A 16461-nucleotide genomic window follows, 5' to 3' on the forward strand; every position below is an offset into this window, starting at 1 on the left:
TTACTACGAACCTGGAGGAGGACTAAAGTCCTTACTACGAACCTGGAGGAGGACTAAAGTCCTTACTACGAACCTGGTTTGTAGTGAGGACTTCAGTCCTTCTTCTCGCTTATTATCTAAAGCTCATGAATAACATCAAGAAAGCGCTTAACCTGCTTTTCCCAAGTCCAATCGAGCATAAAATTCGCCGCAGCTAAACCTCGACGTTTGGCTTCTTCGCGATGATTATAAACTTGCTCCAAAGCCTCGACAACTTCTGCAACATCAGACTCTCCCCAACCTTCTACACCGGGAAAATGAGGAGTGGGTTTAACTCGTCCCTGATGCGATAAAGGATAGCAAATGTTGCTGTAAATTAAGTCTAAATGTCCGGTATTTGCTGATAAAATAGTCGGAATTCCGCAGGCCATACTTTCCATCGCGACTAAATTAGTGCCGCCTTCGCAGCGGTTGGTGAAAACAGCGCAGTCGGCTTCTCGCAATATTTGTCCGGCGAGGTGATTGGGAATTAAACCGATGTCGATAAAAGAGTCAATTGGTAAACCGTTAGCCACCAACCATTGGGAAATTCCTAAACTTCCATCGCGGTTGATATTGGGAAGTCCCGCCACGTTTCCGGTTTGTTCGATTCCCAGCATATACTGAGGCCAGAAGTTGTGCCATGTTGTGAGTAACAAAGCTTCTGGATGTTTGGCGCGAAATCGTTTGAAAGCGGCGATTACAATGTCTTGGCCTTTGCGATATTCGAGTTTGCCGCCGGAGAAGATGACGAAGCGATCGCCAAATAAGTTAGATTTAGGTGCAGGATGGAAGATTGCGGGGTCAATTCCTTGATTTACCATCGCCACGTTAGTCAAGCCGCAGCTTCTCAAAACATCCGCATTCCAGTGGGAACCGGCGACAATGGCGCGATATTTTTTGGCTGTTTCTAGGGCGGCTGCGGTGATGCGGGTGTCTTCAAAAAAGATGACTCCTACTTGACAAGGGCTGATAAGTTGATTTTCAACTCCCGAGGATGCTAAGTTATTCCCCAAAGCGTACAGTACAGGAAAGTTACAACTAATCTGTTTGTCAGAATTTGCGGTTACTAATTCCTGAAATTGTTTCTGCTTTTCTACTGCGGGTAATAACAGGGATTTGTGCAGCGGATTGATGGATTCTGAGGTGATGGATGGCGGTACTAAAAGTGCAACTTCCCAGGCGGGATTTCGCAGCAGTTGCAGTGTTAAATTCATGCCGTAAATTCCCCAGCCGCTGGTGATGCTGACTGGCCAACTGATGCCGATTCCTGTTATTTGGGGCGGGGTTTGTGGGGGGGGTATTTGAGGCTGAGCCTCTGGATCTGCGTTACCAGGCAGAGCCGGGTAACGAGTATTTCCTGTTATTTTGGGCTGGGTTTGTGGGGGGGGATTTTGAGGCTGAGCCTCTGGATCTGCGTTACCAGGCAGAGCCTGGGAACGAGTAGTTAGCTGTTGTAGGGCTGCTTTTAGACGATCGCCCACGGCATCCCAATCACCCGCCTTTGACTGCCTAAACAGCCGTACAGTGGGATACCAAGGGCTGTCTTCCCTCTCCAACATCCACCGCCAATCGGGCATAAAAGATAGTAAAATCCAGACAGGTTTGCCCAAAGCACCGGCTAGATGCGCGATCGCAGTATCGACACAAATTACTAAATCCAGTTGCGAAATAATCGCTGCGGTGTCGGCAAAATCGATGCAATGTTCGCTTAAATCAGGAATTTTATGTTGATTTAATAAAGTTAAATCGCCCGCCGACAAATCTTTCTGAAGGCTGTAAAAACTCGCGCCCGGAACATCTAAAAACTTCATAAAATCTGTCAATTTACAGGATCGCTCGTGATTCTTGCGGTGCAGCGGGCCGCCCGCCCACACAATACCGACTTTTAGGCGATCGTTCGATTCTAGAAAAAGTTTACCATCCGGTGGCGGAGTCAAATAAGGAATATTTGCAGGTATATTTTCCAAAGTAGTTCCCAGAATTCGCGGCAAACTTAGCAGCGGCGCTTGCACTTGAAAATCTAGCAAATTCTGCGGGTTTGTGACTACATTATCTACGCCTGCTACTTGTTCAAACAAACGCTTCAGCGATTGATGACAAGCAACCATAACTTGGCCGCCTTTTTGCTTGACTAAAGGTGCGTAGCGGATAAAATGAATCGCATCGCCAAAACCTTGTTCAGGGTGCAATAAAATGGTTTTTCCCTGCAAATCTGAACCATCCCAAAGCGGGCTATCGCAATATTGTTGCTCCAATTCTTGAGTTTGCCAGCGCGATTCGTACTCCGCAAAACCAGGCTGGAAATTGCCAGTCAAGAGCAAAGCAAATGCTAGTCTCAAACGCAAATTTGGCGATTCTGGAGAGAGTTGAATTGCCTTAGTATAGCAGTCGATCGCCTCGATCGCTTTTCCTTGTTCTTCCAGGGCATAACCTAAATATAAGTTGGTTTCGCCCTGGTTGGGATTGGTGGCTAGGGCTTGCTTGTAGTGCGAAACTGCCTCGGCTATTTGTCCGTTTTCCTGTTTGAGATAACCTAAATAAGTGTGGGCTTCGGCGTGGTTGGGCGAGGCGGCGATTACTTGTTCGTAACGCGCGGCTGCTGCTGCTTTGTTACCTTGTTTTTGTAATGCCTTTGCTATGTGAAACTGCACGTCTATTTCTGCGATTGTCTTGGGAGTGAAGGGGCTTGATGATGGCTTCGCTTCAGTGGGAATTAACTCTTGTAAGACGGTTTTTATGCGATCGCACACGCCATCCCAATCACCCGCTGTTTCTTGCCGAAACAACCGCGCAGTGGGATACCAAGGGCTGTCTTCCCTCTCCAACATCCACCGCCAATCGGGCATAAAAGAGAGCAAAATCCAGACAGGTTTCCCCAAAGCACCGGCTAAGTGCGCCACAGCAGTATCCACGCAAATCACTAAATCTAGTTGCGATATCACCGCCGCAGTATCGGCAAAATCATTCAAATTGTCGCTCAAATCGATCGCAGAAGTTTGATTTAACAAAATGCGATCTTCCGCAGACACTTCTTTCTGAAGGCTGTAAAAACTGACACCGGGAATATCTAAGAATTTCAGGAAATAGCTTAAATCGCTCGATCGCTGAAAATCCTTCAAATGTTCCGAACTTCCCGCCCAGACAATCCCAACTTTAAAATTGCCATCGGAATTTAGCGAAAATTGCCAATTCGGCGGCGCCGCTAAATAAGGAACATTAGCGGGTATATTGTCTAAAGTTGTTCCGAGAATGTGCGGCAAACTCATCAGGGGTGCTTGCACTTGGAAATCGGGCAATTCTTCCACCCGCACCGCAACTTGTTCGATACCAAGAATCTGCTTAAATAAACGCTTCAGTTCTTGATAGCAAGAAATAATGACTTTGCCGCCTTTTTGCTGGACAATTGCGGCGTAGCGCACAAATTGAATCGCATCGCCCAAACCTTGTTCGCAGCGGAGCAAAATAGTTTGCCCGTTCAAATCTGAACCGTCCCAAACAGGCTTGTCAAAATTCAAGCGCGGCAATTTTTTCGCCTGTTCTGTTTCCCAGCGCCACTCGTATTCTGCTAAACCGCGCGGTAAGTCACCAGTCAACAGCAATACTAAGCCTAAATTGAAGTGAGCTTTAACACAACTTGCATCGATTTCCAGAGCTCGATTGTAACAGGAAATGGCGCGATTTGCGTCTCCCAATTGTTCCACAGCACTGCCTAAATTAGTGATTGCTTCTACATAATTGGGATCTAATGATATGGCTCGCTCCAAACTTGAAATTGCCTGTTCTATTTTGCCCGCAGCCAAGCATAACGTTCCCAGTTGATAGTGTCCTTTAGGATTGTTCGGTTCTGATTCAATTGCACGCTGGTAAAGCCTTTGGGCCTCTGCTATCTCGCATTTTGCTTGCATCGCTGCGCCCAAATTTACCAGCGCTGGCGCGTAATTCGCATTGACGGACAGTGCTTGGTGAAAATAGACGATCGCACTTTGCAACTCACCCTGCTGCTGGAGAGTCGCCCCGAGATTGTTCAAAGCTTTGACATAAACGGGATTTAGGGCGATCGCCCTTTGAAAACAAGATACAGCCTCGGCTATATTTCCCCGATCTTGCAGCAAAATGCCCAAGTTATTTTGCCCTTGAGCGCAGTTCGGGTCAATTTCGATCGCGCGCTGATAATACGTCGCAGCTTCGGCTAAATCGCCTGTTTGGTGCAGCGTCACTGCCAAATTAGTAGCGGCTGCGATCGAATCTGGCTGCAAAAACAAAGCATTCTTAAAATAGGCGATCGCCTCCGCAAACCGGCCTTGCAATTTTAGCAGATTTCCGCGATCGAACTGTTTCTTAGCCAACTCAATATTCGGCTGAATTTCTATTGACGGTTGAGCTTCTTGATGCTGGGAAATTCTTTCTGTCAGCGCCAAACTTGCCCGTTCTAAAACGCCTTCCCAATCCCCCGCTGCTGACTGGCGAAACAAGCGCGCCGTCGGATACCAAGGACTATCTTCGCGTTCCAACAGCCACCGCCAATCCGGCACAAAACACAGCAAAATAAACACTGGTTTACCCAAAGCACCGGCCAAGTGCGCCACAGAAGTATCCACAGAAATCACTAAATCCAGAGCCGATATTACAGCAGCAGTATCCGCCACGTCGTGCAAATGAGAGCTTAAATCTGTGACGGGCATTTGCTCTAACCAAGCGCGAGCTTCTGCCGTCATTTCCTTTTGCAAACTGTAAAAATCGGCTCCGGGAATCTCTAACAGCTTGGTTAACAAATCTAGCGGAAACGATCGCACTTTATTTTGCGAATGTTTGGGATTTCCCGACCAAACAATCCCTACTTTTAAATTAGGAGTGTTCGGAATAGAACATTCCCAGCCTGGAGGCGGAGCTAAATAAGGAACATTAGCCGGTATAGTTTCTAAAGTTGTTCCCAGAAGGTGCGGCAAACTCATTAGCTGCGCGCGCACTTGAAAATCCGGCGCATCTTCTGGATTAATTATTAACTCGTCGATTCCCGAAACTTGTGCAAACAAGCGCTGCAAGTGCGGCAAACACCAAACAATTACCCGTCCGCCTTTTTGCTTAACTAAATCTGCGTAGCGGATCAACTGAATTGCATCGCCTAAACCCTGTTCCGGGCAAAGCAAAATAGTTTTTCCCTCCAAATCTTTCCCATCCCAAATCGGCTGTTGAAAGTTGTAAGTTGGGAACTGTTTTTCTTTAACCAAAAGTCGCCATTCGTATTCGGAAAAACCGCGCTGAAAGTCTCCCGACAGCAGCAAAGCTAAACCTAAGTTTAGGTGAGATTCGGGGTGAGTGACATTGAATGTTACTGCTTGGCTGTAGCAGGTGACAGCACCTGCAAATTGGCCGCGATCGTGCAAAACCTTTGCCAAACTGTTGAGGGGATTGATATAACCGGGTTTGAGTTCGATCGCCCTACGGTAACAATCGATCGCCTCAGCCATGTTTCCCGCTGACTCAAAAGCTTTACCCAGATTGTTCAAAGCTTCGGGAAAATCGGGTTTCAGGCTCAAAGCTTGCTGGTAACAGGCGATCGCATCTTGAATTTTGCCCTGTTTGTGCAGGACAATTCCCAGATTGCAGCGAGCACCAGCATGGGCTGGCAACCTCTGAATCGCTTGCTGGCAAACGGCTAGAGCCTCATCTAACTTTTCTTGCTCTTGCAGGGAACTCCCCAAAGCGATCGCAGTTTCTGCTAAATCCGGTTGCAGCGCCATAGCTCGATCGTAATAGGCGATCGCATCTGCAACTCGGCCCTGTCGGATCGAGGCGTATCCTAAGTTATGCAAGGCGTCCACATAATTTGGATCGAGATCGATCGCCCGGGAGTAATTCGCGATCGCCCGATCGTAATTCGCCCCCGCTTCCTCCCCTTGTTCCTCCAGCACAATTCCCAAATTCAAATAAGCCACAGCGCAATTCGGATTAACTTGAATCGCTTGCTCGTAGCAGCTTACAGCCTCCGCCACATCCCCTTGCTCTTCCCGCAGCACGCCCAAATTAACCAGGGCTTCCGCGCAATTCGGGTTCAAAGACAGCGCCCGCTCGTATTCTGCGATCGCCCCTTCATTCTCCCCTACTTCCGCGAGGGCGCTGCCCAAATTGCTCGCAGTTTCCGCCAAATTCGGGTCGATTTCTAGCGCTTGTCGGTAATGCGCGATCGCCTCTGCGAGCCGCCCGGTGTGCTGTTTGACAACACCCAAATTGCTGTGGGCGGCGGCATAATTCGGATCGATCGCGATCGCCCGCTCATAACATTCGATCGCAGCGCGAAACTGGTTTTGGTGCTGCTTCTCTCGGCCGGATCGAAACTCTGCATCAGCCGAATCCGACGGCACAAATGCTGCGGAAACAGCACCTAGAGCCTCCGCCACCCGCTGAAAAACTCCATCCCAATCCCCCCGTTCATGCTGCCGAAACAGCCGCGCACTTGGATACCAAGGACTGTCTTCGCGCTCCAACAGCCACCGCCAATCGGGGGAAAACGCCAGCAAAATCCAGACTGGTTTGCCCAAAGCGCCCGCCAAATGGGCGACAGCCGTATCGACAGTAATTACTAAATCCAGTTTGGCGATCGCAGCAGCAGTATCGGCCAAGTCGCCAAAATGCGGGCTCAAATCGACGATCGGCGTTTGATTCAACAGCGCGCGATCGGCCTCTGGCAGCTCTTTCTGCAAGCTGTAAAAAGTTACGCCCGAAACCTCCAAAAGCGGCAGAAACTGACTTAAACCGCAAGAACGCTGGGTGTTTTTGCGGTGTTTGGGATTCCCCGCCCACACAATCCCAACTTTCAAATTGCGATCGGGCAAAAGTCCAAATTCAGCATCCCGAGGCCCAGATAAATAAGCAGTAGTTGCCGGAATTGTTTCCAGTCTTGTACCGAGAACATAGGGTAAACTCAACATCGGCACTTGCACGTCAAATTCCGGTAGCGGTTCACCTCTAACTATCAGCAAATCAATGCCATCAACCATGGCAAACAAACGGCGCAATTGCGGGTAACAGTCAACAATTACCCTACCGCCTTGATTTTTGACGATCGCAACGTAGCGAATAAACTGAAGCGAATCGCCTAAACCTTGTTCGGCGTGCAGCAAAACAGTCCTTCCCTGCAAATTGGAACCATCCCACAGCGGCCGGTATTCTCTCGCCGAAAGTGTATTTCCCGGCGCCGTCAAAAAACAGGAATGACCTGTTTTAAATTCTTTAATGTGCCAGCGCCACTCGTATTCAGCGAGACCATTTTCTAAATCTCCCGCCAACAGCAAAGCCAAGGACAAATTCAGGTGAGCGCTAGCATGATTTGGATTCAAATGAATCGCGCGTCTGTAACAGGCGATCGCATCTTCAACCGCGCCTTTTTCCAGAAAAGTCCTGCCTAAATTATTGATAGCTTCTACAAAATCCGGCAGCAATTCCAGAGCTTTGTGATAATACTCCAGCGCCTCTTCTAAATTGCCCTGTTCTTGCAACACTGTTGCCAGATTGTTGTAAGCTTCCCAGCTATGGGGTTGAATTTCCAGCGCTCGCCGATACAGATCGAGCGCTCTTAAAAGTTCGCCCTTTTCTTGCAGCGCCACCGCTAAATTAATCAGTGCGGGCACAAAATCCGGTTCAGCGGCAAGAGCTTGTTCGTAATGTGCGATCGCCTCTTCAACTTGACCTTGTTCCTCAAAAATCTTTGCCAAGTTGTATGCTGTTTGAGGAATATTTGGATCGAGGGCTAAAGCTTCTTGGTAATGCGGAATAGCTGCGTCTAACTCGCCCTTTTCTTGGTGGAGGAAACCAAAATTAATCCGCGCTTGCACGCAATTTGGAGCGAGAGAGATTATTTGTTCGTAAAGGGATCTCGCCTCTTGCTTCTCGCCTATTTCCATTAAATGTTCTGCTTGCCGCAATAAATCCTCTAAAACAACCGAATTTGCGATCGCCACAGATGTCTCAATTTCCGGCGATTGCTTGACTGCGGAGCCATTACCTAACGCTGCATTCGCGATCGCAAATATTTGTTGACTCTCCTCAACCGAGCTTTCGCCTGTCATTTCCAGTGGCTGATTTTTCGCAAAATCCTCGGAAGAAGTAGGAGAATGTGCGATCGCAAATAAACTCAAAGCCGCGTGTACATCATCAAACAATTCTTGCCAACTTTCCGGCTGACTTTGGCGAAAAAGCCTTGCAGTTGGATACCAAGGATTGTCTTCGCGCTCCAGCAGCCAGCGCCAGTCAGGAGCAAAAGAAAGCAGCACCCAAACCGGTTTACCCAAAGCACCAGCCAAATGTACAACCGAGGTATCAACCGCAATCACTAAATCCAGTTGAGATATAGCAGAAGCCGTATCAGCAAAGTCGTTCAGATGCGGACTCAAATCCGGCACCAAGTGGTGATGCAACAAAGTGCGATCGCTATCCGATAAGTTTTTTTGTAAACTATAAAAAGCAATTCCCGGCACATCCAAGAATTGCATAAAATCGCTTAAACTGCAAGAACGCTGATTATCTTTCCGCCGTTTTGGACTTCCCGCCCAAACAATCCCCACCTTCAAGTTTGCATCAGAAGCCAGCGCAAAACTGCACTCAGCAGGCGGAGCTAAATAAGGAACATTTGTCGGGATTGTTTCCAGAGTTGTCCCCACAATTCTGGGTAAACTCATCAGCGGTGCGTGAACGTCAAATTCTGGCAAATCTTCAAAACAGACTGATAAACATTCAATCTCGGCAACTGTCGCAAACAACCGCATCAATTCTGGATAGCAAGCCACCATAACTTTAGCGCCTCGGCTGTGCAAAATCGGCGCGTAGCGAATAAACTGAATCGAATCGCCGAAGCCTTGCTCAACGTGAAGTAAAATAGTTTTCCCATGCAAATCCGCACCATCCCAAAGTGGCTGTTGAAATTGTCTCGGTTCTACTTGGTTCGTGCGCCACCGCCACTCGTATTCAGCAAAACCGCGCTTAAAATCTCCAAACAATAGCAAAGTCAAGGCTAATTCCAGGTGTGCGATGGCGTTGTCTGGCTGCAATTCCAAGGCTCGAAGGTGACAAGCAAAAGCCTCTTGAAATTCTCCTAAATCTACTAAAGCGTGGGCGAGGTTGTTAATAACATCCACGAAGTCCGGCTTAAAGTTTAATGCTTGTCGGTAGTGGGAGATTGCTGCTTTGGCATTGCCTTGTTCGTGGTAAAATGCTCCGACATTGTTTTGAGCTTCTGGATTGTTTGGTTCTATTTCTAGAGCTTTCTTGTAGCATTTAAAAGCTTCTGCTAATTCACCTTGCTCCTGCAAAATCCTTCCCAACCCGATCAGAGAATAGGTCAAATTGGGATTTATTTTTAAAGCGTGCATATAACAGGCTACTGCATCATTTAATTTATTTTTTTGTTTGAATAAACCTGCTAAATTGTGCGCAGTTTGGATGCGGTCAGGGTCGAGTTGCAGCGCTGTTTGGTAATATAAAATTGCTGCGTCTGTTTCGCCCAATTGCTGTTTAATCCAGCCCAAATTATTGTATGATAGTGCCGAATTTGGCTGGATTTTGATGACTTGTTCGTAACTGGCGATCGCCCTGTGACTTTCCCCTAGATCCATCAAAACATGGGCTTTGTTCAAATGTGCTTCTACAAAATCGGGGTTTTGGGCGATCGCGCGATCGTAAAAGTCGATCGCCTCAGCAACTTTTCCCTGCTGTCTAAGCGCTATTCCCAACAAACACAACACATTTGCTGAATCCGGCTGCACTTCTACGATTTGCCGGTACAAATTTTCAGCTTCTAACAAACGCCCCGCTTGGTGATATTCCCAAGCTATGTTCAAAGAATCTTCAGCACCTAGTTTGACGGCAGATTTTTGCAATTTTTTCTGAGAAGCCATAGTTGTCTTTGTTGTTTGGGAGTTCGCTAACTTGTAATTACCAACTTATTCTAATCTGTTAACTCTTCCTTCCTTCTTCCCTCAACATCGTTAAATGTATTAAAGTGATTACAAAATCGGTTCTAAAATGACCTACATTAAATCCGCTACATCCGCTACAAAATCCGCTGCCGAACTTCTACCCTAACAAACAAGCTGCGGGAAAAATCAAATATTCTAAGAAAAACAACTTCCAGATAAACTGATAAAAATCAGCAATTTCTTTTGGCTCGTCCAAATTAACCTTAGCACTCCAAAACCACATCAAACCCAAAGCCACGAAATGAGAAACTGCCAAAAATACTAAATTAACATTAGACAATGCGACTGCTCCCGCCCAAGTCGCGCCCAAATAGCAAACCGTCAACACCCAGCGAGACAAATTAAAGACGGCCCGCTTGCCCAGCTCAATTGTAAACGTAGTAATATTGTATTGCTTATCGCCCTCCATGTCAGGGATATCTTTGAAAATGGCGATCGCAAAAGTAAACACAATCACAAAAACCGTCAGCACCCAAACTTCCGCCGGAATCCCCAAAGACGCGCTATCCCAACTCCAGCCCGAAAAAGCGCTTTTCGCCCTTCCCAAACCCAAAACCCAATTAAAGTGGAGAAACAGCCCTAAATTGACGATCGCGCCCCGCACCGTAAAAATGCACAGCGCCGCCCAAAAAGGAAACCGTTTCAACCGAATTGGCGGCAGAGAATAAGCAGTCCCAATCGCCAAACTAACGCCAACTGTAGCCAGCAAAAACGGGCCTTGCAAAACAGCCGTCAAAACAGCGATCATTCCCGTTACACTTACAATTAATTCCCCAGTCTTGCGAGAAAACGCTCCCGAGGCGATCGGCAAATACGGCTTATTAATTTTATCAATTTCAACATCTTCTAACTGGTTCAATCCCACAATATAAATATTGCCGCAAATGCAAGCCAACCAAGCAAAAGCTAGGGGCAGAAGTATAGGCTTCGCAAATAATCGGGTGCTTTGGGCGATCGCATACAAAGCCATTACGCTCAAGGTAGTGCCGATAATCGTGTGCGGCCGAGAAAACTCCCAAAAAGCCCTCACCCAGCTTGGCGGAGCCGAGCCATTTTCATCAATCCAAGATTTACCAATCGAATCGTTTCCCATAAATCCTACAAACGCACCAAAAAAAACATTCTGTAGAGCTATTTCCCGAGCCATTAGTGTCAATAATCGTCTCTAATTCCTGATAAATCCCGCTTGTAGCTGAGTCTAGATCCCCCTCACTCCCCCTTAAGAAGACCCACTTTGAGAGAGTTTTCGTCTTTCCCCGACTATCCGGGTAGCACGACAATTCTCGCTTTTGGCGTAGTCTAGATCCCCCTCGCATCCCCCTGATAGTCGGGGGACTTCGATCGCTCCAGTCCCCATGAAAAAAGGGGAACTTCGATCGCTCCAGTCCCCCCCGACTATCAGGGGGGCGCCGGGGGGATCGGGCATAATCATCAAACAGTAGACTCATACTACCTTTAATCTCAAGTTAACACCAATGCTCCGAAGAACACCTTACCCCTCAACTCACAACTCAAAAAATCTCTGCTCTATCCCCATTATTTTACAGCACAAATCAGCCCGAAACGAATCAATCCGCTCTCATATCCCCGGCTCATCAATCCGAGAGCAAGTGCAGCTTGAATAGTCGTCCAACCACTCGTCAACAAACCCCAAATCGCGCTCGGAGTCAAAGCAGAATCGATCACCACATCCCAAAAAGGAGCAACAGCCTTTGACCAATCAGCGCTGCGAATACTTGTGAAAGGCAAACTGCGAACAATCTCCTCATATTCCGGCAAAGCAATCACATAAGGTAAAGCATAAACCCGGTAAATTTCTGCCAATTCCTTTCTCTCTGCATCAGTCAATTCTCCCGCCGTTTCTCCCAGCGGGCGGTGACACCAAGTTGCCAAAATCAAAGTTCCTCCCGGCTTGAGCACGCGGCAACATTCCTGCAAAAACTTAATTTTGTCGGGCATATGTTCGCCGCTTTCGAGTGACCAAACTAAGTCGAAGGACTCGTCAGGAAAAGGCATATTTAAAGCATCTGCTACCAAAAAATTGACATTGTTTTCCAGTCCAGCCATTTTAGCGCGTTCGATCGCTCTGTTGGCCTGTACCGGACTCAGGGTAATCCCGGTGGCTGTCACCCGATCGCCCGTTTTGCTTGGTTCGCCCGATCGACTAAAATCTCGATCGACCCCACCATCCGACTTTAAATTATTTTGGGCGATCGAACCAAACTTTTCGGTCAAATACAGCGTGCTGCCGCCGATGCCGCAACCGACATCCAGAATGCGGTAAGGTTCAGATAGTGCCTTCTCTGTCGGCACTCGGGCCCAGAAGAGCAGTTCTTCGATCAAATCAATCTGAGCCTGTCGGCGCTCTTTTTTTAAATTGCCATCCGGGCCGTAGTAACCGTGGTGCATATGTTCGCCCCACACCTGCTCCCACAAACCGCTAGAAGCGTCGTAAAGTTGCTGAATTTGCTGGTAAAGTGTTGATGTCATCGCACGATCGCAAGTTATTACAGGAATTCTACCGTGATTTTCCCGTTGTTGTCATCGCAGTTGGCGGCGAAAGTGCGATCTCGACCGCCTGCACTCGCACTCGCAGAGATATCCTTATTTCCAGCCAGGCGATCGATTTGTGGGTTCCCTCTAAAATCCCAAATCTCAAATCGTTCGACGCTCGCCAAGGCCGAAGTCTCAAATCTCAAATCGATTTGTGGATTCCCTCTCAAATCTCAAATCTACAATCTAAAATCTAAAATCTAATGACCGTCTCGCGAACCATTTGCTTGGGCTTTCTCGCCGTCATTACCGCAGGTGCTCTACTACTGATGATGCCATTTTCCACAATTGATGGAACTTGGAGCGATCCAATCACAGCACTCTTTACCTCTACTTCCGCCGTCTGCGTCACAGGCTTATCTGTAGTCGATGTCGGAAAATATTACTCTTTTTGGGGGCAACTGTGCCTCGTGTTACTGGTGCAAATAGGAGGCTTGGGCTACATGACAGCCACAACTTTCTTGCTGCTGTTATTGGGCCGCCGCTTTGGCCTAAAAGACAAAATTGCCTTGCAACAATCACTGGACAAAACCGGACTAGCGGGCGTAGTGCAACTCGTGCAGTCAATTCTAGCAACAACCGTTTTGTTTGAATTAACTGGAGTGTTTTTGCTGATGTTGGTTTTCGTCCCAGAATACGGATTTAAAGACGGTCTCTGGTCTGCTATATTTCACAGCGTTAATTCCTTTAACAACGCCGGATTTAGCATCTATTCAGATAATTTAATCCGCTACGTCAATTCGCCTGTAATTAACTTCACAGTCACCGGTTTGATCGTATTTGGGGGAATTGGCTATCAAGTAATTATGGAAATGTACCTGTGGCTGCGCGATCGCTTCAACAAAAGCCCCATCTGCACAGTTTTTTCCCTCAACTTTAAAGTTGTCACCAGTACAACTGCTGCCCTTTTAATTTTAGGAACCATAGCATATTTGCTGCTGGAATACAACAATCCAGGAACTTTCGGACCGCTCAATTTTCCGCAAAAGGTAATGGCAGCTTGGTTTCAATCAGTTACTCCCCGCACGGCAGGATTCAATACAATAGATATCGGCAAAATGAGCGAAGCCGCACTATTTATGACGATCGCGCTGATGTTTGTCGGCGCCAGTCCCGGTAGCACCGGCGGCGGCATCAAAACCACAACTTTTAGAATATTGTTTAGCTGTACCGCAGCAGTTCTCGAAGGCCAGGAAGAGGTGCAGTCCTATCAGCGTCAAATCCCAGCAGCACTGATTTTGAAAACCATTAGCGTAGTCTTCGGATCGCTGTTAGTCGCCTTCTCATCGGCAATTTTAATCGAGCTGACCAATCCCGAACTAGAATTTATCCAAGTGCTGTTTGAGGCAGTGTCAGCTTTTGGCACAGTCGGTCTTTCCACAGGGATTACAGCCAAAATTTCGGCGATCGGCAAATTAATTTTGATTGCTACCATGTACATAGGTCGGGTTGGCGTGCTGCTGCTGATGAGTGCCGCATTCGGCGACCCCAAACCCAGAACTTTTAAGTATGCTGAGGAAAGTTTGTTAGTCGGATAGCAAAATCCTGCCTCGTTTCTGATAATCTAAACAATGGGTAACAACCCAAATCAACTTTTACTATTTACTCAAAAATCAAAAGGAGGCAGCGCTGTCTGTGCTAAAATTTGAATATCCAGACCTTGAGCGCTGAATATGAGCGTGAACCTTTCATCTTTAAAATTTTTTCGCAGTTTGCGCGCCGAAAACAAGCAATTTGCAGTTATTGGTTTGGGACGTTTCGGCAGAGCTGTGTGTTCGACTCTGCACGGCTTGGGTTACGAAGTCCTCGGGGTTGACACCGACGAAAAAAAAGTAACTCAAGCTTTGAACGATCGCATTTCTGCTCACATTGTGCAGTTAGATTCTACTGAGCCTAGCGCTCTACAGGAAGCAGGTATATTTGAATTTGAAACAGTGATTGTGGCGATCGGCAATTACCTAGCAGAAAGCATTACCACCACCCTCAACCTTAAAGAAGGCGGGGTAACTCACGTAATCGCCAAAGCTTCCTCGGAAACTCACTTAAAACTGTTGAAAAAAGTCGGCGCCGATCATGTAGTTTTTCCCGAACGAGAAATGGGCTGCTCTTTAGCCCGCATTCTTACACAACCCAGCATTTTAGAACGCTTTGACCTCGACCCAAATCACAGCATTGTTGAGTTGCTCGTTCCTGAAAAATTTGACGGTAAAACCATTGCTGATTTGGATCTCCGGCGCCGGTACGGTTTGAACTTGCTCGCAGTCGGTCGCGCCGACAAGTTCGAGATCAATCCCCAGCCAAACGAACGCTTGAAAAACGGCGAAGTGATGGTAGTAATTGGTTCTAATAAAGATATCAATCGCTTGCCAATTTAACAGCTCGCCATTTGACTTACTCAATATGTAGGGTGCGCAGTGCGCACCTTATATTATGTGCGCTCTAACGACCACCTTGATGTTCTAATTTTTTGACCGAAATATCTAAATTGAATTTTACCAATGCTAGGGTTGCTTTTGCCGTTGGGGCTTGCTCTGAGAACACAACCCAAACAATCGCCAAAAGCGAAAATTTTTCAATAAAGTAGAAGCACCCGACGACGCTCGCGCTCCCGCAAATCTAGGAGCGCCAGCTTGCGAAAGTTCAGCCGACTTTCAAGATATTTTGCAGGTAAGCTTTGCCTAAAACCAGCACCGCCAAGACTAGAGCGAGTTCCACAGGCCAAGGACACACAGCCAAAAACCAAATTAACGAACACACTCCAATAATTGCAGCTATCGGAGCCGGAATCCCGTCTAGCGTTCTGTTGTCAGTCCCAGCAGTCACCCACCCAGCAATCAAGCAGAGCGTAAACGGAATCAAGCAACTTGCGATCATGGTTTTTACCCCATTAAATTTTTTTTACATTACATATGGCATCTCAGCATATTGTAACAATACATCAAAGATTCGGAAATGTACCATTAATTTTGATAAGATTTAAGGTTAGGGAATTAATACGGTGGGGCAAGACTTGTTTAATTTTTAGCTTTGGCTCTCTCAAACGGCAGAATTAGGTCGGCATAGGGCAGAGTTGGGGGATATTTCTTTCTACATAAGTGATGACAGCCGAATACCTGGATCTCAATTGCGATGCGCCCTTCTCTGTAAGTTATACTGAGGATTGCAGTCATTTACTGTAGAGCTTGAATCAATGCAGGGCAAATTTTTTCGCAAGCCAGAATCAGAAAACAGCGATCGCGTCCCCCCTGGTCAATACCTCGCCAACGGCTTTCCCGTCCTGACCTACGGCGATACACCCTCCGTCAGCATCGAGAGTTGGGAATTTAAAGTCTGGGGATTGGCCAAACCAAAAACCTTCACTTGGTCAGACTTCCAGGCCATGCCCCAAAGTAACTTTACTGCCGATTTTCACTGCGTCACCCGCTGGTCAAAACTTGACGTGCAGTGGACGGGAGTCAAAGTCACAGATTTTATGAACCACGTAGAAGTCGATCGATCGGCTCTGCACGTCCTGGAGCACTGCTACGGCGGCTACACTACTAATATTGCGATCGACGACTTCCTGCGCTCCGAAAACTTTTTCGCCCACACCGTCTTCGGCGAACCCCTATCCCCCGACCACGGCGGCCCGATGCGGCTGGTAGTTCCGCACTTGTACGCTTGGAAAAGCGCGAAATGGATTAACGGCCTGGAGTTTACAGAAACCGAACAACTCGGTTTTTGGGAACGCAACGGCTACCACCGCAGGGGTGAACCTTGGGCTGAGGAACGCTACAGCGGTCTTTTTTAATGCGATCGCGATTAGGGCTTGCCAAGAGCTTCTATATATGGTATTTCTGGAGGTGCAATCGGCTCAGCAATTGTGAAAGCAGAAAGCCGCTCTCGATCGCATCTTTGGGTTCTGTCACGGCGCGGG

At 47.4% G+C, this 16461-nt stretch carries 8 protein-coding genes; 3 read left to right on the plus strand and 5 right to left on the minus strand.

Features of this window, described 5'->3' with window-relative positions; all coding sequences use genetic code 11:
• Positions 1 to 116: 116 nt before the first annotated feature.
• The 4 genes from QUB64_RS02535 to QUB64_RS02550 form a co-directional block, all read right to left on the minus strand.
• The gene (locus tag QUB64_RS02535; protein WP_333266175.1) at positions 117 to 9911 is read right to left on the minus strand and encodes a tetratricopeptide repeat protein; all 9795 of its coding nucleotides are present in this window, start codon (positions 9909 to 9911) and stop codon (positions 117 to 119) included.
• Positions 9912 to 10089: 178 nt separating this feature from the next.
• Complete coding sequence (locus QUB64_RS02540) at positions 10090 to 11085, minus strand: homogentisate phytyltransferase (protein WP_333266177.1); 996 nt, start codon at positions 11083 to 11085, stop codon at positions 10090 to 10092.
• Positions 11086 to 11528: 443 nt separating this feature from the next.
• The gene (locus QUB64_RS02545) at positions 11529 to 12482 is read right to left on the minus strand and encodes a methyltransferase domain-containing protein (protein WP_333266179.1); all 954 of its coding nucleotides are present in this window, start codon (positions 12480 to 12482) and stop codon (positions 11529 to 11531) included.
• A gap of 17 nt (positions 12483 to 12499) precedes the next feature.
• The gene (locus tag QUB64_RS02550; RefSeq protein WP_333266181.1) at positions 12500 to 12715 is read right to left on the minus strand and encodes a hypothetical protein; all 216 of its coding nucleotides are present in this window, start codon (positions 12713 to 12715) and stop codon (positions 12500 to 12502) included.
• A gap of 33 nt (positions 12716 to 12748) precedes the next feature.
• Here QUB64_RS02550 and QUB64_RS02555 point away from each other — a divergent pair, with 33 nt between their 5' ends.
• Together QUB64_RS02555 and QUB64_RS02560 are read left to right on the plus strand one after the other, a co-directional pair.
• Positions 12749 to 14083 carry a TrkH family potassium uptake protein gene (locus QUB64_RS02555; protein WP_333266183.1) on the plus strand — a complete coding sequence of 445 codons (1335 nt, stop codon included), beginning with the start codon at positions 12749 to 12751 and terminating at the stop codon, positions 14081 to 14083.
• 141 nt (positions 14084 to 14224) lie between these two features.
• Positions 14225 to 14920: a potassium channel family protein gene (locus tag QUB64_RS02560; RefSeq protein ID WP_333266396.1), complete on the plus strand. Its 696-nt coding sequence runs from the start codon at positions 14225 to 14227 to the stop codon at positions 14918 to 14920.
• A 265-nt stretch (positions 14921 to 15185) separates the two neighbouring features.
• Here the strand turns inward: QUB64_RS02560 and QUB64_RS02565 are convergent, their stop codons facing one another.
• Positions 15186 to 15419 (minus strand): hypothetical protein, encoded by a 234-nt coding sequence (locus QUB64_RS02565; RefSeq protein ID WP_333266185.1) that lies wholly within the window; start codon positions 15417 to 15419, stop codon positions 15186 to 15188.
• Between the two features lie 316 nt (positions 15420 to 15735).
• On the opposite strand from QUB64_RS02565, the gene QUB64_RS02570 reads away from it, so the two are divergent.
• On the plus strand, positions 15736 to 16335 hold the full coding sequence (locus tag QUB64_RS02570; RefSeq protein WP_332946878.1) for a sulfite oxidase-like oxidoreductase: 600 nt from the start codon (positions 15736 to 15738) through the stop codon (positions 16333 to 16335).
• The last annotated feature ends 126 nt before the right edge of the window (positions 16336 to 16461 follow it).

It is taken from the genome of Microcoleus sp. Aus8_D2 (assembly GCF_036702665.1).
Lineage (GTDB): Bacteria > Cyanobacteriota > Cyanobacteriia > Cyanobacteriales > Microcoleaceae > Microcoleus.

Bases quoted from the DNA above. Each gene is read 5' to 3' on its own strand.
- QUB64_RS02535 (WP_333266175.1), bottom strand. From the start codon at position 9,911: ATGGCTTCTCAGAAAAAATTGCAAAAATCTGCCGTCAAACTAGGTGCT.
- QUB64_RS02540 (WP_333266177.1), bottom strand. From the start codon at position 11,085: ATGGGAAACGATTCGATTGGTAAATCTTGGATTGATGAAAATGGCTCG.
- QUB64_RS02555 (WP_333266183.1), top strand. From the start codon at position 12,749: ATGACCGTCTCGCGAACCATTTGCTTGGGCTTTCTCGCCGTCATTACC.
- QUB64_RS02570 (WP_332946878.1), top strand. From the start codon at position 15,736: ATGCAGGGCAAATTTTTTCGCAAGCCAGAATCAGAAAACAGCGATCGC.
- QUB64_RS02565 (WP_333266185.1), bottom strand. From the start codon at position 15,419: ATGATCGCAAGTTGCTTGATTCCGTTTACGCTCTGCTTGATTGCTGGG.
- QUB64_RS02545 (WP_333266179.1), bottom strand. From the start codon at position 12,482: ATGACATCAACACTTTACCAGCAAATTCAGCAACTTTACGACGCTTCT.